Annotated in this window: 21 protein-coding genes and 1 riboswitch; of the genes, 6 read left to right on the plus strand and 15 right to left on the minus strand. The window is 30.3% G+C overall.

Annotated features, from left to right (window positions below; translation table 11 throughout):
• Positions 1 to 28: 28 nt before the first annotated feature.
• The 10 genes from I6U48_RS24845 to I6U48_RS24890 all read right to left on the minus strand — a co-directional run bounded on the left by I6U48_RS24845 (position 29) and on the right by I6U48_RS24890 (position 8,577).
• On the minus strand, positions 29 to 286 hold the full coding sequence (locus tag I6U48_RS24845; RefSeq protein ID WP_218323167.1) for a hypothetical protein: 258 nt from the start codon (positions 284 to 286) through the stop codon (positions 29 to 31).
• Between the two features lie 211 nt (positions 287 to 497).
• Positions 498 to 1,010 carry a hypothetical protein gene (locus tag I6U48_RS24850; RefSeq protein ID WP_218323168.1) on the minus strand — a complete coding sequence of 171 codons (513 nt, stop codon included), beginning with the start codon at positions 1,008 to 1,010 and terminating at the stop codon, positions 498 to 500.
• Between the two features lie 152 nt (positions 1,011 to 1,162).
• Positions 1,163 to 3,598 (minus strand): VIT and vWA domain-containing protein, encoded by a 2,436-nt coding sequence (locus tag I6U48_RS24855; RefSeq protein ID WP_218323169.1) that lies wholly within the window; start codon positions 3,596 to 3,598, stop codon positions 1,163 to 1,165.
• 108 nt (positions 3,599 to 3,706) lie between these two features.
• A complete protein-coding gene (locus tag I6U48_RS24860) occupies positions 3,707 to 4,135 on the minus strand; it encodes a bacteriohemerythrin (RefSeq protein ID WP_218323170.1) in 429 nt (142 codons plus the stop codon).
• A gap of 105 nt (positions 4,136 to 4,240) precedes the next feature.
• Positions 4,241 to 4,930 (minus strand): DUF3786 domain-containing protein, encoded by a 690-nt coding sequence (locus tag I6U48_RS24865; protein ID WP_218323171.1) that lies wholly within the window; start codon positions 4,928 to 4,930, stop codon positions 4,241 to 4,243.
• A gap of 114 nt (positions 4,931 to 5,044) precedes the next feature.
• The gene (locus tag I6U48_RS24870; RefSeq protein WP_246615543.1) at positions 5,045 to 5,410 is read right to left on the minus strand and encodes a DUF4363 family protein; all 366 of its coding nucleotides are present in this window, start codon (positions 5,408 to 5,410) and stop codon (positions 5,045 to 5,047) included.
• Positions 5,411 to 5,432: 22 nt separating this feature from the next.
• The gene (locus tag I6U48_RS24875; RefSeq protein ID WP_218323172.1) at positions 5,433 to 6,140 is read right to left on the minus strand and encodes a YetF domain-containing protein; all 708 of its coding nucleotides are present in this window, start codon (positions 6,138 to 6,140) and stop codon (positions 5,433 to 5,435) included.
• Between the two features lie 321 nt (positions 6,141 to 6,461).
• The gene (spoVAD, locus tag I6U48_RS24880) at positions 6,462 to 7,463 is read right to left on the minus strand and encodes a stage V sporulation protein AD (RefSeq protein ID WP_218323173.1); all 1,002 of its coding nucleotides are present in this window, start codon (positions 7,461 to 7,463) and stop codon (positions 6,462 to 6,464) included.
• A 33-nt stretch (positions 7,464 to 7,496) separates the two neighbouring features.
• Positions 7,497 to 8,357, minus strand: a complete 861-nt coding sequence (locus I6U48_RS24885; protein ID WP_218323174.1) for a DUF421 domain-containing protein — start codon at positions 8,355 to 8,357, stop codon at positions 7,497 to 7,499.
• 13 nt (positions 8,358 to 8,370) lie between these two features.
• A complete protein-coding gene (locus I6U48_RS24890) occupies positions 8,371 to 8,577 on the minus strand; it encodes a DUF1657 domain-containing protein (protein ID WP_218323175.1) in 207 nt (68 codons plus the stop codon).
• 199 nt (positions 8,578 to 8,776) lie between these two features.
• Here I6U48_RS24890 and I6U48_RS24895 point away from each other — a divergent pair, with 199 nt between their 5' ends.
• Positions 8,777 to 9,052 carry a DUF1657 domain-containing protein gene (locus tag I6U48_RS24895; protein WP_218323176.1) on the plus strand — a complete coding sequence of 92 codons (276 nt, stop codon included), beginning with the start codon at positions 8,777 to 8,779 and terminating at the stop codon, positions 9,050 to 9,052.
• Between the two features lie 768 nt (positions 9,053 to 9,820).
• Here the strand turns inward: I6U48_RS24895 and I6U48_RS24900 are convergent.
• The 3 genes from I6U48_RS24900 to recQ form a co-directional block, all read right to left on the minus strand.
• The gene (locus I6U48_RS24900) at positions 9,821 to 10,630 is read right to left on the minus strand and encodes a DUF166 domain-containing protein (protein ID WP_218323177.1); all 810 of its coding nucleotides are present in this window, start codon (positions 10,628 to 10,630) and stop codon (positions 9,821 to 9,823) included.
• A 79-nt stretch (positions 10,631 to 10,709) separates the two neighbouring features.
• On the minus strand, positions 10,710 to 12,059 hold the full coding sequence (locus I6U48_RS24905) for an MATE family efflux transporter (RefSeq protein WP_218323178.1): 1,350 nt from the start codon (positions 12,057 to 12,059) through the stop codon (positions 10,710 to 10,712).
• 106 nt (positions 12,060 to 12,165) lie between these two features.
• Positions 12,166 to 13,944: a DNA helicase RecQ gene (gene recQ / locus I6U48_RS24910; protein ID WP_218323179.1), complete on the minus strand. Its 1,779-nt coding sequence runs from the start codon at positions 13,942 to 13,944 to the stop codon at positions 12,166 to 12,168.
• A gap of 273 nt (positions 13,945 to 14,217) precedes the next feature.
• Here recQ and I6U48_RS24915 point away from each other — a divergent pair, with 273 nt between their 5' ends.
• The 4 genes from I6U48_RS24915 to I6U48_RS24930 all read left to right on the plus strand — a co-directional run bounded on the left by I6U48_RS24915 (position 14,218) and on the right by I6U48_RS24930 (position 16,134).
• Complete coding sequence (locus I6U48_RS24915; protein WP_218323180.1) at positions 14,218 to 14,778, plus strand: flavodoxin family protein; 561 nt, start codon at positions 14,218 to 14,220, stop codon at positions 14,776 to 14,778.
• Positions 14,779 to 14,921: 143 nt separating this feature from the next.
• Positions 14,922 to 14,981: riboswitch (Fluoride riboswitch) on the plus strand.
• Between the two features lie 50 nt (positions 14,982 to 15,031).
• Complete coding sequence (locus tag I6U48_RS24920; protein ID WP_218323181.1) at positions 15,032 to 15,445, plus strand: fluoride efflux transporter FluC; 414 nt, start codon at positions 15,032 to 15,034, stop codon at positions 15,443 to 15,445.
• A gap of 2 nt (positions 15,446 to 15,447) precedes the next feature.
• Positions 15,448 to 15,804, plus strand: a complete 357-nt coding sequence (crcB, locus tag I6U48_RS24925; RefSeq protein WP_218323182.1) for a fluoride efflux transporter CrcB — start codon at positions 15,448 to 15,450, stop codon at positions 15,802 to 15,804.
• Positions 15,805 to 15,813: 9 nt separating this feature from the next.
• Positions 15,814 to 16,134: a DUF190 domain-containing protein gene (locus I6U48_RS24930; RefSeq protein WP_218323183.1), complete on the plus strand. Its 321-nt coding sequence runs from the start codon at positions 15,814 to 15,816 to the stop codon at positions 16,132 to 16,134.
• Between the two features lie 408 nt (positions 16,135 to 16,542).
• Here I6U48_RS24930 and I6U48_RS24935 read toward each other — a convergent pair whose 3' ends face one another.
• Positions 16,543 to 17,361, minus strand: a complete 819-nt coding sequence (locus tag I6U48_RS24935; RefSeq protein WP_218323184.1) for a purine-nucleoside phosphorylase — start codon at positions 17,359 to 17,361, stop codon at positions 16,543 to 16,545.
• Between the two features lie 24 nt (positions 17,362 to 17,385).
• Positions 17,386 to 18,558: a phosphopentomutase gene (locus I6U48_RS24940; RefSeq protein WP_218323185.1), complete on the minus strand. Its 1,173-nt coding sequence runs from the start codon at positions 18,556 to 18,558 to the stop codon at positions 17,386 to 17,388.
• A 717-nt stretch (positions 18,559 to 19,275) separates the two neighbouring features.
• Here I6U48_RS24940 and I6U48_RS24945 point away from each other — a divergent pair.
• The gene (locus I6U48_RS24945; protein ID WP_218323186.1) at positions 19,276 to 20,142 is read left to right on the plus strand and encodes a cation diffusion facilitator family transporter; all 867 of its coding nucleotides are present in this window, start codon (positions 19,276 to 19,278) and stop codon (positions 20,140 to 20,142) included.
• Positions 20,143 to 20,158 lie beyond the last annotated feature (16 nt).

Consider the following 20,158-nt stretch of genomic DNA (forward strand, 5'->3'; position numbering starts at 1 on the left):
TGTGGACTTTATTTAGTATTTAATGTTTTTAAGGAGTATACACAAATTTATGATTACAATTAGTACATTCAAAAATTATATTTTTTTCTTCATTATTTCTACAAACTTTAAATACTTCACCAGTACATTTTGAACATATAGTTGGAAATATTGTATTTGCTTCTCGTTTAAGCTTTTCTGTGTTTTTACATTCTGTACATATCAAGAGAACCTTTAATCTTTGTACACTAATTTTAAATCTATTTCCTTTACAGCCGTCTTTTTTACAAACTACCGTAGTTAACATTAGATCATCTCCTCCTACTTTTTAATATTCCCCTAGAGATGATAATATGCATAATAAAGACTTTTCTGTTTTTTATGCTTAAAATTTATTATAAATTAAAAAGTCCGCTCATTATATTAAAAAGCTAGTTAACAAGCGAACTTTTAGATTTATTATTAAATTTTTAGATACTTTCTAGTTTATATAAATACTTCTATTATAACAGTAGATATTAGTAAATTTGCTGTCCTTGTTGAGATACTTGATCTTGCTGAATTCCTTGCATTTGCATTAATTTATTTTGTTGTCCTTGCTGACCTTGTTGTCCTTGCTGAGACATTTGTCTTAATTGGTTTTGAGCTCTGTCTATTAATTGAGTCATCTGATTAAGTGCATTATTTGCTTGAATTTGTTGATTAGCTTCAACTAATGAACTCATAGCTTGTTGTATTGCACTTTCTAACTGCTGCTGTGATTGCTGCTGTTGTTGTTGAGCTTGATTTCTAAAATTTTGCATTTGATTTGAGAGTTGGTTAGATACATTTTGAGTTATTTGTGATTGACCTTGCATTCCTCCACCTACACCAGAACCTTCAAATAATGAACCCATAGTTGATTTTATTTCACTCAATGTATGCTGCATAGAGTCTTGCTGGTTTCTAAGTGTATCTAACTCTTTTGAGATCTCAACTTCTGTTTTTGACTCTCTTAGATTTTTTAATATTTCTTTATTTTTTTCATCCATATTATAACTCCTCCTATTTAACTACTTTAAATACACAATTATATTATCCATGTAGTATTAAATATATTCTATTAGCTTTTATCTAAATTTTACTAACAATTCAAATAAAAAAAATCCTATACCAGGCTGTATAGAATTTTTTTTATTTGAATTTATAAGTCTTTTAATCCTTTTAAAACTGCTAACTTTGACATATCAAATATAGAATTTCTTTCATTGTTAATAACAATTTTTTCTTCTATAGAGTTCCCATTTTTACTTATATTAAAAAGCGATATGACATTTCTTTTGAAGGAATGTTCTGTTAAACTATTTAGTATTTCTTTCCTTCCTTCTCTTTCGTTCAAAATTTTATACAAGTAATCTATAGTATATTGGGATTTTTGCATATTCTTATCTTTTAGAATATCTTTAACTAAACTTCTATTTAAAGCCAATACAACCATTTTGATGATTTTATCATTTAAGTTAATATCCACGTCAACACATTTATTATTTAGGAATTCTACAGATTTATTTAATTGATTAAAATAAATATCTATATCTTCTTCTCCTATGATAAATGCTAACAATGCCATCGCTGTAGTTTCTATTTTATCCTCTATACTGCTATCTTCATAATCAACAAAAGCTCCATCTACAAATTGATTTTTCGCAATTAATCTCAAAAGCATTTGTCTTGGATATCTCACATCGAGATATTCGTTATCGTCTGTTTTATTTTTAATTATATTATTATAAAAATGTTTATTGTTAGTTTTATAAAAGAACCCTACCGTATCAGTATCTTCTATATGAACTTCACCGATTTCATCAGTAAAACTTCCTTCATTAACTTTTATAGGAGCAATATTCCTAAGTTGAATACCTAATACTGGCTCTTCTCGTAATTCCATAAAAATAAACGTAGTTTCTCTACTTATAATTCCATTATTCTTAGATAACTCTATTACCTTTTTCTTCATGGACTCTCTAACCTGACCACGCTCTCTCATCATATTTAACACAATAGATTTTATACGTTTTCTTGCCCATACTTTTTTTAGAAGGTTAGCGTTTTCTTCTGTATTAAAATTATCTAAATTTATCTTCTGAATATAATCTTTATTTCCAACTTTTCCACTGATAGTTACCTCTCCACTAACTTCTCCTACCACATTAGCAAAAATAGAAAGAGGTTCTCTATTGTACATATATTCTATAGTTCTTGGATAGGTAGATTCTATTTTTAAGTTTCCCCAATCAATTTTCACATCATCTATTTCTGGACTTTGAATTCTTTTAAATTGTCTTAAGACAATATCTTCGATTCTTTCACCTTTATTTATGAATTCTGCTTTTCCAAAGCTTTCATGAGCAAGCTTATTTAAAAAATAATTATTAGTTTCTGAATCTACTCCAAAAGTAAATATTCTATTATCCTCTAAATGTTCTCTAACATAACTTAATATTTCCTCTTCCTCTTCTACCTGGTCATCAGTGAAAATTAATATAGTATTATGTCCACCCTCATTTTCTAAAGCATATTTTATAGCTCCAAAAATATCAGCATCATTTTCTATCTCTAGATTATCTATCCATTCCGATGCACTTCTCAAAGTATCTGCATTAAAATCTGCCATTTCTTCTTCTGAGAAATATCTTAATTGTTCACCTATAGCAACAATATCAAATTTATCGCCTTGTGATAGATTTCTTATGCAGAGTTGAAGAGCATTCTTGGCTTGTTCTAATTTTTCACCCTTCATAGTGTCAGATATGTCTAGTAGAAACACATAATTTTCTTCAATTTCCTCTTCATATTCATCAAGTTTAGGAAACATTCTTATATATACTATTCCCTTATCTTGATCATTTTCTTTATACTCATACACCATGCCATCAGCTTCTAATCGCTCTTGCTCTTTCATAAGCAGTACAAAGTCTTTTTCCATAGAGTTGTAATTCTCATTTAGAGTAACTTTAGCTATATTATCTCCATCTCTTTCTACACTAACTTTATGATAAAGTGAATTAAAATCTAATCTACACAAGGATTCTACTAGTATATTGGTTTTAAAATCCAATTCCGCTAGTTCTGAAATATTTGACTTGTTTAGTATGTTATTTTTCATCATATTTAATCTAGAATGTAAAGTTTTTTCTGAATCAAAAAGAGCAGGTACTACAAGTTTATATGTATTGTCTTTATACTCAAGTTCATCTATATATGACAACTTAATACTTACAGCTTCCCCTTTGATAATTTTTCCTATGCTTATTTTAAATTGCTGTGATTTAAATTCTTCTAGTAAAAAGGTATTATCTCCTCTAAGCTTTGCATTTTCGTAAACTTTAAATGCTTTCTCTTTTTCTTCAACTATAGCTCTTAAGGTTCTTCCACCTATCTCTGCTTCAAAACCTGAAATTATAGCAGTTTTGGGTATTGGAAAGACATAAACACCTTCAATATCATTCTCTCCACTATTCTCATAAACTTGATGTATTGATATCTCGGCATAGGATCCACATACATTTCCGTTTATACTAGCTTTTTTTAAAGTTATACAATCATTATTTCCCTTAATTTCTTTTATACCATAAGCCATTTTTAAAACCACCTTTACGTAACTTAAAAAATAATGTTCTATTTTATGATTTCCATATTAAAACATAATATACATAGTAATTCCAGTTAGTTCTAACCATTATTAAGACTATTTTGTAAAGTCAACATTGTTTTTTAATTGATTAAAATAATCTTTTATTTTCAGATCTTGACCTAATATATGCTCGTCAATCCAAACATATACAAAATCCATAAGCCTAAGTATTGATTTTTGTTGATCATCATCTACAGTATTAAGATTTACATTTTCTATCTTTCCAACAAATTCTTCATGAATCTTTTTATGATTATCAAAGTCGGGATAATCATACAATCTCATTACTCTTTCCTCATCTGAAAAGTGATAGACAGTATACTCCTTAAGTTCGTCTATAAGATCTAATATCCTATCATAATAATCTACATAATTCTTATTTATAGCTAAGTCGTAGATACTTTGTCCTATTTCGAAAAGCTTCCTATGCTCATCATCAACAATTTTTATGTTTATGCTATACTCCTTCTTCCAATCGAACATACTCTTGCACTCCTCTTCTTATAGTTGTCAATAAATTGTCATGATTTGGTTTTTTATTTAATAATAACATATACTAAGAATTTTTATAATATTAAATAAGATATTTTAATTTATTTCATATCCATCTTCTATTTTCTTTTGATATAATCCAATCCACTGTGGTATCTTTCCCTTATTTTTAAGAAGTTCTATGGCTACATCACCAACTACCGCAAGGTCTTCCGCATTAAAATAATATTCTATATTTTTATCAAAAAGTATATTTGCAGAACAAGGAAGTTCATCGTCTCCCTGCCAAACTATAAATGTAATAAATACATTATTTATAAACTCAAACCTGCAGCAAGCATCCCCCTTATTTAATACTTGAGCACCTATAGCTAAAGAATTTTCCTTAAATTCTTCTAATTTATCTGAAAAGACTTTGGCAAGTTTAAGAATCGTTCTGTTGTAAAAATTTCTATAATAAACTAGACCACCAGGTATCTCTTTATAGGTTATATCTTTATTAAAAGATGGTACTGCTTTAGAATTCATAAGATACCTTAATATTAAGGTTTTTATAGTATAAGCTTTAATTTCTTCTCCTGTTTCAACATCGTATAATTCTGCTGAAGGATGTTTTAGAGTATATTTTCTTCCCATAATTTTAAATTTAAATTGTTTATCTAAGTCTTCATATATAATAGTTGATTGTTTTGAAATATCTATCGGATCTGTTTTTGAAAATATATTTTGTATATATTCGTAAGGAACCCTTCCCTGTCTATCATCATTTATCTCATTAGTCCCCATAATTTCATCCTCCTAATTTTAAACTAAAGATTATATAAAAAGTATACTATAAAAACGTCAAAAGTTGAGAAGAAAAATTCAAAAAATTATATAGCTAGCATATTTGTCATTTAATTATCTCCCCAATTCTCTCCAATTTTCGTATATTTCTCCTAGTTCTGCCAAGGCACCCGCTTGATCTTTTCCCATAATAATTCCACCTAATCTAGCTAGATTAATATTAATATTATAAATTTCATCTCTTTCAACACTGAATTGAATCCTTGGAACTATCTTTCCCCACGCAATCATTAATTTTTGCCTATCCTGTTCAGCATAGTTCCAATTTTCTGCTTTTACATCTTCCTGAATTATAGAAATATATTTCACTACGTCTTCACCTTCTCGCATAGGCTTTTTAAGAAATTGTCCTGTTGTCATTATTAAAATAAAGAAGCCTAGGATAATAGCTGGTATGCTGTACGCAATTATTTTTTTCATAGAACACGCCTCCTCGACTACACTATTTAGTTGATTTTGTATTTCTACGATCTTTGTACATATCTATGTATAGTTTATTAGTTTTATCAATAGAGGCCATAAATACCTCTGAAACATCAGTTATTCCTTTTTTTCTTAGCTCATCTGTTAACCATTCTTTATCTTTTTTTATAACTTTTAAATTTTTAGGTATAATTGTTCCATCATATATAAGCGTAATTGACAATCCACCCGGTCCTGTATAAAGATTCATATCCTTTGGAGTAACAGGAAGATATTCAGGTTTTTTTAATACAGAAAGTTGACCATCTTTTTCCATAACTGCAAATTGTACTTCTTTCAAATCAAACACGTCTTTATCTCTAAGTTGTTCTAATAGGTCAGATAAACGGAATCTCATTTTTTTCATTGCATCTTCCATTATTTTTCCATCCATCACTACAATAGTTGGTTCGCCATCAATGTAGGTTGATATAGTTTTAGACTTTAATGTAGCCCACTGAATTCCAAAGCAAATTACTGCCCAAGTCAAAAGTCCTACCCAATGTGCCCAAGCACTACTAGTTAAATCAGTTGTCAAAGTAGATGCAGTAGACCCAATAGTAATTCCAAGTACATAATCAAAAAAAGTTAGTTGACTAATTTGCTGCTTTCCAAGTACCCTGGCAAAAATCAGTAAAGTGAAGAATCCAATTATTCCCCTTACAAAAACTATCAATGCTTCACTCAAGCTTAATCACCCCTATATTTTATAATGATTTTATTTATTACCGTTAAGAGCAGTATTTCTCTTAATTCAAAGACTAATTTATATGTAGAGGCTGTTTCACTTAGAGATAAGTAGAACAGAAAGTAGACTTATAGGCAGGTAGATGTTCCCAAAGCCGAAGGCACATATAAAATTTTTTTATAGTGCCGAAGTCTGGTAACATATATCGCAGAATAAGTCTACTTTATGTCATGTTTATCTAAGTGCGACAACCCCAATAAAATTGTCCTTCTGAATTTTTATTTTATTGTTTCTAAGTTGTTTTTTTTACCTTCACAAGTCCTACATTTCTATAGATACTGCATGAGCAACACCTGGAATACTTTCTTTCTGTTGATATGTCATTGGTGACATTAATGCACCAGTTGCTACAATTAAAATTCTTTTTAATTCTCCCTTCCTCATACGATTTAATAAATGCCCATAGGTCACTGTAGCTGAACAGCCACATCCACTTCCTCCTGCAAATACAGGCTGTTCTTCTTTGTAGATTAAAAGGCCACAGTCTGTAAATATCTCTGGAGGAATATTCATTCCATGTTTATTTAACAGCTCGCCTGCAATTCGATGACCAACTGCACCTAAGTCACCAGTAGCTATCATATCATAATAGGATGGACTTATATTTAAATCTCTAAAATGTGCTTCAATGGTGTCAACAGCAGCTGGTGCCATTGCTTCTCCCATGTTGAAAGGATCAGTAATACCCATATCTATAACCCTGCCAATAGTAGCAGATGTAACTTTAGGACCTTCTCCACCTCTCGCCACTATTGCTGCACCAGATCCTGTCACGGTCCATTGAGCTGTAGGAGGTTTTTGGCCCCCGTATTCCGTTGGATATCTATATTGCTTTTCTGATGCCGCATTATGGCTGGTGGCTGCAGCTAGTACATAGTCTGCAGCTTCACTATCTATAAGCAGAGACCCTAGAGCTAATCCTTCCATGGAACTTGAGCAAGCACCATATATACCTAAATAAGGTATGGCAAGAGTACGTGCTGCAAAGCTACTAGTCACAATCTGATTTAATAAATCACCACTTAAAAAGAATTGAACATCTTCTTTTTGTATTTTGGCTTTTTTTATAGCTATTTCACAAGCTTGTTCTAATAACTTTTTTTCTGCCTTTTCAAAACTATCCTGCTCTAGTCGAATATCCTCATGTAAAATATCGAAATCTTCTGCCAAAGGACCTTTTGCTTCAAAAGGTCCTCCAACGGCCACAGATGCTATAATAACTGGTTTAGAATTAAAAATCCAAGATTGATGTCCTTTTCTCATTTACATCGCTCCTAACCATTTAAATGTAATTTTTTAACGCAATAGATACGGTTCTAATTTTTTTATCACATTTTTTAATCTATCTGCACTTTGAACATACATCTGCTTAGCTCCTTCATTTTCTGTTTCAAGGGAATAGGTCATTAAATCAGCCTGGCATTTTTCTATATTTGCATATAGTAACTCTTTTACTTGAGATTTTGGTGCTTGGATTGTATCATCAAAAAGATCCATGTATAAGTCTCCTGAGGCATCTACCTGACCAATAAAAACATTATATAAAGATACCCCTGCATTTTGTAATTGACCATTAAGCCATCTCTGATTTAATCCCATATTACATAGAGGCTCATTTAAAATATTACCATCTAATATTACTGTCTGTGGTGCTGACTGCGGCGCCACCTTTCTCCCCATATCATGTGGTGTAATCGGCTTCTTATCTGCTTTCAAAATAACGTTAATATTGCCTGTTGGTTCCATAATTGCAAACTCCACATCTGCTAGGTTAAATACACTTTTAGAACGTAATCCTCTTAATAACTCTTCTCCCGTTAATCTTTCTTTCTCCAAATTTTCTTCCATTACTTTTCCATCTTTTATTAGTATAGTTTCTACACCATAAATTAAATTATGTAGCTGCCTGCTTTTCATTGATGTAAACTCTAAAAATATAGGTAATAATATCCATACTGCTAAAGCAGCAATTCCAAAAACAAGATTCTTAATAATATTTACTGAAATCAATGCTGCTAAAATTGCAATTACTGTATAATTAATAAATTCAAAAGCTGTCATATTAGATACATTTTTTTTACCTATAGACCTTACTAAAATTAATGTAAGAAAAAATAAAACTAGAGATCTTATTAAAATTAATAGCCATTCTGCCATAATATGCCGCCCCTTACTTACTTTTATATTGAGGTTCTTCAAATTCTAATACTTTTAATCTATTTTCTAAATCTTTAATAACTGGTTCTATTGCAGCAAGAGCCTCTTTATATTCAGCTTTAGCTTCTTCTTTCTGAGATTGAACAGAATAAATTCTTAAAGTGCCCTGTATTCCTTTTAAATTAATTAAAGTTTGTTTTACTTTAGAACCAACCGTCATTGCTGTGAACCTCCTTTTTATATACTAACTTTATTTTTCATTTTTTATTTACAATTCATATTGTGTCAATAATTTTCTATTTCATTCATGGTAATAATTTATACTAAACATTTATATGTATTTTTTTCATTCTCGTATACATTTAAGATATAACGCTAATAATAAATGTAAATTTTACTATACAGTAGGAGGTTTAAAAATGACAGTGATAAATAAATTAAATCAAACGCTAGAAATGTTGAAATCTTGCGAATCTAACTGCAATACTTTTTCGATGGATACAGATGATCTAAATGCAAAACAACTTTATACTAAACTTGGAGAACAGCTTAAACAGTGTACAGATATGCTGCAAAGTAGAATAACCTATGTAATTGATCAAGAGCCTCAGTATCAACCTCAGAATCAACAAAGACAAGTAGATACTCAGTCTAAAGCTATGGAAAATATTCAAAATGAATTGCCAGAGCTATAATTAAGAATTTACTGCTTAAATTTAACGAAAAAATAGGTACAAAATTAATTGTACCTTTCAAAGGGGATATTATTGGGGGATTTAAAATAGCTTTAAAGTCTATATCAAAAGAAATATCTATTCTTTATTAAATAATAAATATTTTTCTTTGATATTTATTATTATATACTATTTTAAATTTATTTCAAGTATTACTTTTCGACATCTATAGCTATTAATAGCTAGCTTATGTCTGTTATTGCATTTAATTTTTGTAAGACAGATAAAGAATTCTTTCAATCTTTTAAGGGAATATTTTTTAGGATATTTTTTGCTTAAAATATGTTAACTTTTTATTTCAAAAATATTCACAATATTCGCATTGTATTTTAGTAAACCTCATGATATACTACTCACAAGAAGTAAATCCTAACTTCTAATTTAGTAAAATATGTACAAGCAGTTCTTTTAAAGTATAATTTACAGACATCTATGTTTAATAAAAATGATTTACAATACCCTGGATTAAGTGCAACAGCTTATGGGTAAATTTAAGTATACAAGATTAATAATATGCAAGTAGATTTATGTGATAAGTTAGGATTTTTTTAACCATCAATTAGCGTCATTTAGCCAATTGATGGTTTTTATTCTGTTAGAATTATTAATGCTGAAATCGGAAAAGTAAAGTGTAAATCCATATGATTTTTTTAGATTTACACTTTTATTTTAGAATTCAAATTTATAGTATTGTTCCTATATCAAATAGTTTTTATGTTTTATCATCTTTTATTGGACTTTAATAATTTCTGCATTTTCCAATGCACTATAGTGAGTATATCCTCCAATATGAAGTATAGTATCTCCAAGCTCAGGATCTATATGCATTCCCCCTAAACAAGGATAGCTGTGCCAGAACTTTGCTACCGATTTTTTAGCCTCCTCACCTATTTTAGTACCTACAAGATGTTTAGCTATATTATACCCATTACCACATGGAGCAGAAATTATGACTTCAGCTTTAACGATTATGTCATTCTTATCCACAAACAACCTAAACTTAGGCTTTCCCAGCTTAAATTCATCAATAAAATCATTAATTAATTTAAACTCACCATATGTTAAAGTACAGAAAGGTTTAGGAAAAGCATATTCAAGTCCATATTTTTCACACTCTTCTATTAACATTTCTCGACTCCATCTTGGGACCCAATCCTTATCTTCACAAGGTACAATAATTCCCTTTCCACCACTTTCTTTTATAAGTTTAGGAAGCTCTAAAACTATATCCTGATGAACCCCAATAATAATCGCTAAATCATGCTCTTCAAATTTTTCAGGGAGATACTTAAGCGGCTGATCTTCGAATAACATATAAAAATCTGGAAGTTTAACTATTTGAACAATATTATCCGAAAAATCCAAATTATATTTTCCTCTACACCAAAAACAAGATTTACCGCATACCGTACAAGCTTCCTTTTTATTTTCTAAATGAGGTATAAACTTTGTGTTAGCAAATCTGGTATCCATTTTCACATGGAATTCATCCTTAACCTGTTTATCACTCTTTTCAGAACTAATAATTAATAACCTCATTTTACCCCCTCCTTAGTTATCTTTTAACTAAATTATAGTAAAAAACAATTAAGAAGTCGGTAACACATGTTACTTATTCTTACTTTCTTAACCTATTTAGATTATTCAATCTTTTCTCAAAAAAAATGAACATGAGAATTGCATCAACTGTCCATTGAATTACCGTTACCCACCACACATATGTTATAGATAGCTTTAATATTCGTATGAAATAGAAGATTAGAGGTACTCTTATAATCCAGCTTGTAACTAAAGATATAATAAAAGGACTTTTAGCATCACCAGAACCCTTTAGTGCACCAGCAAATACTGATGATAAAGCTATAGCTGGTTGCTCAAAGGCACCTATAAATAAGCATAGTGATGCTAAATACACAACTTTTTTTTCGTTTTCATCTACAAATAGATCTACTAGAAAATTAGGTATTATGAGAAATACTACACTAAATACGCTCATCATAGCTACAGCTCCCAAAGCACAAGCACAGCTATACTCTTTAGCTTCTCTATAATTTTTTTCACCAATCTTTATTCCAACCAAAGTAGTTACAGCTGTTCCAAATCCCATTCCAGGCATAAAGGATATAGATTCAACAGTGTTTGCTATTTGATTTGCAGCAAATGAAACAGTCCCTGCACGCATTATGATAAAGGTACCTAGTAGTCTGCTTAAATTAAACGCTGCATCTTCCATAGATGAAGGTATTACTAAAAAAATTAGATCTTTTACTTTTTTTGAAGAAAGTTTTAGAACATATCTTAATCTTATTTTAACTTCAGATTTATAGATTAAATAAAACATCAAAAATGTAAAGCCAATAGCCTGAGAAATTACAGAAGCTACTGCTGAACCTTCTACTCCCATCTTTGCGCCTATGATTCCAAAGATTAAAATTAAATCTAAACTTATCTTAAATGCAGCAACAATAAGAGAAACTAAAAATGGTGTATATGTATTTCCATAACCTCTTAATATTGAATTTATTATGTTTATCTGCATATTAAAAAATATTGCAATTATAGTAATACGGGTATATCTGTTACTTAAACTTAGCACACTTCCTCTTGCTCCAGCTATTTGTAAAATAATTTCACTAAAACTAAATAGGCTATAGCATATTATAATAGAGACGAATAAGCCTATAACAAACCCCAGAGATGCGTATTCTTCAGCATCTCTTATATCCCTTGCCCCTATACTTCTAGATACAAAAGATGTTATCCCAATGGATACTCCTACCGTAATAAATATTGCCACACAAGTATTTAATATTTCGTTACTTATTCCAATAGCGCTCACTGCTTTGTTTCCACCATAATTGCCAATAATCATTGTATCAAGCATGGCCATTAGCGTATACACTGTAGCCTCTGCAACGGCTGGGATTGATATGTCTAACACTTCTTTAATAACAGTTCTACTTAACATAATTCTGCCACCTTTTAATATATTTAAAATGCTAAAGTATATATTTCTAAATATATTAATGAAGTGAAGCTTTTAATATAAAAACTTTTTTAAGTAAAAGAGAAACTTAATTCTTATTTTCTATATAGTCTTTAATTGCTTGTAAAAACTCCTCGCCATATTTTTTAAACTTTGTTTCTCCTATTCCTTTTATGTTAAGCATATTCTCTTCATTCAATGGACGTGATTCACTCATTGCACGAAGGGTACTGTCTGCAAATACAATATACGGTGGCACATTTTCTCTATCAGATATATTTTTTCTTATTGATTTAAGCAGGTTAAATAATGAATTATCTTCTACCTCTATCTTCTGCCTTTTCTGAATCTTATGATATACTTTTTCATTACCTTTAAGCACTTGTACAGCTTTTTCTCTTAATCTAACCATAGGAAACTGCCCTTCTGTAAGATACATATACTCATCAGCTATTAATACATTCATAAGATCTCTTACTTCCTTTAAAGTATACCCTTTCATTATTCCAAAAGTAGATAGCTTGTTAAATCCAAGCTCCGAAACTTTTTTATCCTTTGAGCCCTTAAGCACTTGAGATACAAGTATAGTACCAAAGCCCTGCTTCATTCTAGCTACGCAGGAAAAAATCTTTTGAGCATCTACAGTTATATCGGAAAGCTCTGTTTCGTCTTTGCAGTTACTGCAGTTATCACAATAATCCGCTACTCTTTCTTCTCCAAAGTATTCTAAAATATATTTTCTTAGACACTTTGTAGTGTGACAGTAGTCAACTACATCTTGAAGCCTTCTATAATCTACTGCTCTTCTTTCTTCCAAAACTGTGTTTTGTTCAATTAAATATTTTTGAACCATTATATCCTGAGAATTAAACAATAAGATACACTGACTTGCTTCACCATCTCTGCCGGCACGTCCTGCTTCTTGATAATAGGCTTCCATATTCTTAGGTATATTATAATGAATTACATATCTTACATTCGATTTGTCAATTCCCATGCCAAAAGCATTAGTTGCCACTATAATATTTATATTATCGTATATAAAATTTTCTTGAGCTTTAGCTCTATCTAAATCCTCCAGGCCTGCATGGTACTTTCCTACAGAATATCCCTTAGTTTTTAAAAGCTCATAGATATTATCAACTTCTTTTCTTGTAGCTGCATAAACTATCCCAACCTGATCTTTGTTATCCTCTACATATTTTAATAAATAATCTTTTCTATTCTCGCCCCTTATCACTGAAAAAAATAGATTTTTACGATCAAAGCCTGTAGTATAGACTTTAGGATTTTTTAAATTTAATAATCTTACGGCATCATCTTTTACTTCTTTTGTTGCTGTAGCTGTAAAAGCTGAGACAATAGGTCTATCCATCAAACTTTCTATCAAAGGCTTAATAGTCCTATAACTTTTTCGAAAATCATGTCCCCACTGTGATACACAGTGAGCCTCATCTATTGCTATCATTGATACATTTATTGTCCTAAGTAACTGACAAAAATACTCCGATTCTAGTCTTTCAGGTGATATATATAATAACTTTGAATATCCGCTTACTGTCATTAATATTCTTTGCTGAACCTCATAGTTATCCAAAGTACTATTTATGTAAGTTGCCTTTATACCAACGCTATTAAGCGAATCTACCTGATCCTTCATAAGAGATATTAATGGTGATATTACAATTGTTACTCCTGATAAAAGAAGTGCAGGTATTTGGTAACATATAGACTTACCTGCTCCTGTAGGCATTATAGTAAAGGTATCTTCACCTTTTAGTATACTTGTAATAACTTTTTCTTGCCCTTCTCTAAAGCTATCATATCCGTAGTATTTTTTAAGCAACTTTATAGCTTCATCTATCATTAAAATACAACCCTCCAAAATTTACTCAGCCTTTATTATAACATTTAATTTATTATGTCGATAATTAATTAATCAAATCGCAAAAACTATTTAAAAATTCTACGATAATTGTTATAATCTAATTAATAAGTATTTTTTGAAAATATTAATTAGTATTTAGATGACAAATTAAATATATCGTTCAAAAAATGAATAAAGCCTATATCTTAATTTTATCTTTTTATTTAATATATAGTCTAGTTTGAATATCCTAATCTTAAGGGAGGATAAAATATGAAAACATTAATTTTTTTTGGTTCAGCAAGAAAAGAGGGAAACACAAAAGAAATGGTAAATATATTTATTGATGAACTTCAGGGAGATGTAGAAGTTATAGACGCATACAGGTCAACTATATCTCCCTGCATAGATTGCAGATACTGCTGGTATAAAAAAGGTTGTTCAATAAAAGATGATATGCAGAGTATTTACAAAAAAATAGATGAAGCTGATAATATTGTATTTGCATCTCCTATGTATTTTTATAACGTTCCAAGTCCTTTAAAAATTATCATAGATAGATTGCAGGTTTACTGGGCTGGAGTATTACGAAAAGACCGTCCTGAACTGGGAGCTAAAAAAGGTGCTATTTTAATGTGTGGTGGAGCACGTCCCTTTAAAAATCAGTTTATAGCTGGTGAAATTGTATTAAAAGCAGTATTAAAGGATTTATCAGCAGAATGTTTAGGCATTGTAACTTCATCATATACTGATAAATTTCCAGTTTCTCAAAATGAAGATATTAAAAATCTAATTAGAGATTTAGCTAAAAAAATAAATACTACTTTGATTTGAACTTTTACAAGAAGTAAATTGATGTTTATAATGTTATCATTTAATTTGATGCAATTATATTTTTTTCGATGTATTAGAGGCTTTAAAGCGAAAAATCTAATTATTCCTTTAAATTCTTGTATTTATAATGTAAAATGTAGTATAATATTGTTGGTGATGGAGCTCACCTTTAATTGCGTTAAGCTAATGGCTCCTACTTTAATGTTTATTAAAGTAGGAGTTTTTTATTTTACTAGGAGAAGGAGATATTTACATGAGAAAGTATATTTTTATAGGAATTGGAGGTTTCTTAGGGGCTATTTTCAGACTATTTATTAAGCTAATGCCTATTCAAAACTATCATGAACTTGTTCCTCTTAATGTTCTATTTATGAATATAACCGGTAGTTTTGTTTTAGCATTAATTACTACTATTGCTTTAGAAGTCCTCAATATGGATTCAGATTTAAGACTTGGTATTTGTACTGGATTTTTAGGCGCATATACTACCTTTTCTACTATGTGCAAGGAAGCCATAACATTAATCGACAAAGGATATTATTTTTCTACTATTACTTATCTTACAAATTCTATTTTTCTTGGCATTGCAGCTGCCTATTTAGGTGTTGTTGTTGCAAGAGAAATAGTTTATAAATTAGTTAATAGAAAAAATATCAATGAGGTGTAGTAATGAATTTTTTATTAGTCGGCATGGGCGGAATACTGGGAAGTATAACAAGATATTCATTAGGAAAGTTTATATCTGAACGTTCTAAAAGCTCTTTTCCTATCGGAACTGCTTTTATAAATATAACGGGAGCTTTATTTCTAGGAATGTTAAGCAACCCAATAATTGGGAAGAATACTTATTTATTTTTAGGAGATGGATTTTTAGGCGCGTATACTACATTTTCTACTTTTATGTATGAAGGTTTTAATCTTTTTCAGGAAAATGCTAAACTCAATGCCTTCACCTATATATTAATGTCAGTTATATTAGGCTTAATAGGCTATAAATTGGGAGTTAAATTAAGTTATTTATTATAGAAAGGAGGTATGTTTGTGTCTGAAAAATATAAAATGCTAAAGATTTATGTATCTGAGGATTCTAAATATAAAGGAAAAAGTCTTTATCATTCTATCGTTATAAAACTCAAAGATATGTGTATAGATGGAGTTACTGTAACAAGAGGTATTGAAGGCTATGGAAAAGGTAAAAAAGTACACAATGCTAAAATTCTGGACTTAAGTTCTAGTCTTCCAATAATTGTAGAAGCAGTTGATACTGAAAGTAATATATTAAAAGTACTCCCTTCTATAAAAGAAATGGTTACAGACGGAAAAATTATAACTCTTGATGTGGATTTGATATTATAAAAGGGGATGTCCAACTATAGATAACCTAACCAGAAAGTTAACTTATAAAAAATATTTATTGGTAACAGTTAACACAAATTAAATATTTTTTTAGAGGACAATTGACATAGGACAGCAATTGGCCTCTAGAAATATGTTTTCATCTTCCAATTATTACCGATAATTCTCATAGTGTAAGTCAACTTTCGGCCGTGGTTGTCTATAGGAGGATGTGATTAAACAAAATTTTACATTAAGTAAATCCTTAAATACCAATGCATTGGACTTTTTCATTTTCCATCTTTTGATATATAAAATGGACTTTATCACAACCTCCTATAGTGAGCCACTCTCTTTTTCATGTCTTTCTAGGAGTTATTTCATTTTTGGTAAAACTATTGTCAACTTAAGTTACTTTTTTATTTGGAACTATATTTCTTTTATAATATTTTTCATAAGATTAATAAATTTTTCTCTCACTAATTCTGAAGTTTCCATTACTTCAGTATGATTTAAAGGCTGATCGAGTATTCCTGCTGCCATATTGGTTAAGCAGGAAATACCTATGACTTTTATTCCACTATGATTAGCTACAATTACTTCCGGAACAGTGGACATACCAACAGCATCTGCTCCTAGAACTTGAGCCATTTTAACTTCTGCTGGTGTTTCATAAGTTGGACCGCTAAACCAAGCATATACACCTTCTTGAACTGATATATTTAATTGTTGCGCAATAAATTTAACTTTATTTCTTAAATCCTTATTGTATGCATCCGACATATCCGGAAAACGAGGACCAAATTCATCTAAATTCTTTCCCATTAATGGATTGGCTCCTGCTAAATTTATATGATCTTTTATAATCATTAGGTCACCAGGATTGAATTCTGGATTGGAAGCACCAGCTGCATTTGTAACAATTAAAGTTTGTATTCCAAGGGCTTTCATAACACGAACTGGAAATGTAACTTCTTGAATAGGATATCCCTCATAGTAATGGAATCTACCTTGCATAGCAACTACAGTTTTCCCTTCTAATGTTCCTACAACTAAACGTCCCGCATGACCTTGAACTGTTGATACAGGAAAATGTGGTATTTCACCATATGGATAAAATTCTGGATTTTCTATTTGATCTGCTATAGCACCAAGTCCTGATCCTAAAATAAGTCCTAGTTCAGGTTTATGATTTATTTTTTTCAAAATAAAATCTGCGGCTTCCTTTATTTTTAATTCGTATTTCATGCTATCTACTCCTTAATGTATATTTTATCTTAAAATTTCTTTTAAAAAGCTTTCACCATTTTTAATGCTAGGAATTGAAAAAATTTCAGCAACAGTTTGCCCAATGTCAGCAAAGCTCTTTCTTGTTCCAAGATTAACATTAGATTTAAGTTCCTTACCATAAGCTATAAGAGGTACATATTCTCTGGTATGATCTGTTCCTGGTGTAGTAGGATCACAGCCATGATCGGCAGTAATTATTAGGGTATCCGTATCTTTCATCTGAGCAAGTACTTCTCCAAGCCTTACATCGAAAGCTTCTAAACCTTTTCCATAAGCTTCTGGATCATTACGATGTCCCCATTTCATATCAAAGTCAACAAGATTTGTAAATATTAATCCTTTTTTATCTTGTTTCAAATAATTTAGAGTCTGATCCATTCCATCCATATTATCTTTTGTATGAATTGCTTCTGTAATACCCTTGCCACAAAATATATCCTCTATTTTCCCCACAGCCATTACATTTAAACCATTATTTTTTAATACATCAAGTAAAGTGTCATGTGGTGGAACTAATGAGAAATCTCTTCTGTTAGGTGTTCTTGTGAAATTACTCATATTTCCAATAAAAGGTCTTGCAATTACTCTGGCTACTGCATGTTCCCCTGTTAATATATGTCTTGCTATTTCACACATTTTATATAATTCTTCAAGCGGAATTACATCTTCGTGCGCTGCTATTTGAAACACACTATCTGCTGATGTATAAACAATAGGTTGTCCTGTTTTTATATGTTCTTCTCCAAGTTCATCAATTATCGCTGTTCCCGATGCGGGTTTATTACCTATAATTTTTCTACCAATAGCCCTTTCAAAAGCTTCTACAACGTCCAAGGGAAAACCATTAGGATATGTAGGAAAAGGTTTCTTTGATACTACTCCAGCCATCTCCCAATGACCTGTTGTCGTATCCTTTCCATTTGACGTCTCTTCAAGACGAGCATAACATCCTATTGGATTTTCTACTTTTTCAACTCCTTTTATAGTATCAACATTTCCGAGTCCTAGTTTTTCTAAATTAGGAAGTGTTAGCCCTCCTAATACCTTTGATATGTTACCAATAGTATTAGCTCCCACATCTCCATATTTTTCAGCATCAGGCATTTCTCCCATACCAACACTGTCTAGTACTATCCAAATAACTCTATTTATCATATTTTCTACTGATTTTAAATCATTTATAATTTAAAATCAGCAATTTCACCTCCTCATTTTTTGTTATGAAATTTAAGTAGTCTCGTTTTAAAGGTTTACTCTTTATATAAAATGATTTTAATCGTAAACACTTTCAAATATGGAAGCGCTTACATATGTTATTTTATAAACGGAGCTCTTGGCATCAGATGGAGTTTGTCTACGACCACCGGGCAATTCTGCCCGTTAAAGACCATTCCACCTGATGCTTAGAAATCGTTATCCAGGGACGTAGTCGCTCGAAACGTACACTTTGAGAAAAGCAGGTGCACCAAATCTGTGATTTGGTGACAGTCGCTTTCACAGAGTGCGTGGGAATATTAGAGCGGGTAGCCATCGGATAAAATGTGAATTTAAAAGAATTCACATAAAAACTCATATAATCTATAATATCTTTATAACATCAGATAAAGATACACTATACCATTCGGATTAGTATTTTAATTTTTTAGAAACGCAACTTATATGTTGTACATTAAATATGTTAGCGCTTACATATTTAATATACAACATATTCTGACAAAGTTCAATATGTTTTCGTTAAAAAGTTCCAAAAGACCACCTAACTTATATTCCGAGATATATTGACATTCTTTCATCACCTTTTTATCAATTAGACATACTATAATATTACACAAAAACTATGAATTAAAGTGTTTTAGGAGGTCACATAATAAAATGATCAAAGAAAAAGCTGCATCTTTATCCATAGTATCAAACTTTTTACTTATAATTTTTAAACTTTCAGCCGGAATACTCATTGGTTCAATTAGTGTTATATCCGAAGCAATCCATTCTTCCATAGACTTAATTGCAAGTATTATAGCTTTTTTTTCCATAAAAAAAGCCTCTATGGCAGAAGATGTAGATCATCCTTTTGGACACGGCAAATACGAAAATGTTTCTGGGTTTACAGAGGCTATTTTGATATTTTTTGCTGCTGCATTAATTATCACAGAAGCAATTAAAAAAATTATATATGGTTCTTCAATTAATAATGTTGGCTCAGGACTTATAGTTATGTTTATATCTTCTATAGTTAATTTAATAATTTCTACTAAGTTAATGAAAATTGCAAAAGAAACAGATTCTATTGCTTTAGAAGCAGATGCATTTCATCTTTTAACAGATGTAATAACTGCCTTAGGCGTATTTTTAGGTCTTATTATTGTAAAATTTACGGGATTAAAGATTATTGATTCAATAACAGCAATATTTGTAGCTTTTCTAATAATTAAGACTTCCATAGATTTAATTAAAAGATCTTTAAAAGATTTAGTTGACAGTAAACTTCCTGATGAAGATATAGAAAAAATAATTCAAATACTCAATTCACATAATGAAATAAAAGGATATCATAGATTAAGAACAAGAAAGAGCGGCTCTAAAAAAGAAATTGACATTCATTTAAAGCTTAGCGAAAACTATTCTCTAATACAAGCACATAATCTATGTAGTCACATAGAAAAGGATATAAAACACGTATTTCCTAACAGTTATATTATTATACACCCAGAACCACTGCCTATGATGAAGAATGTATAGACATCCACGGCCGAAA

The sequence above is a fragment of the Clostridium thailandense genome (assembly GCF_019207025.1).
Taxonomy (GTDB): domain Bacteria; phylum Bacillota; class Clostridia; order Clostridiales; family Clostridiaceae; genus Clostridium_AM; species Clostridium_AM thailandense.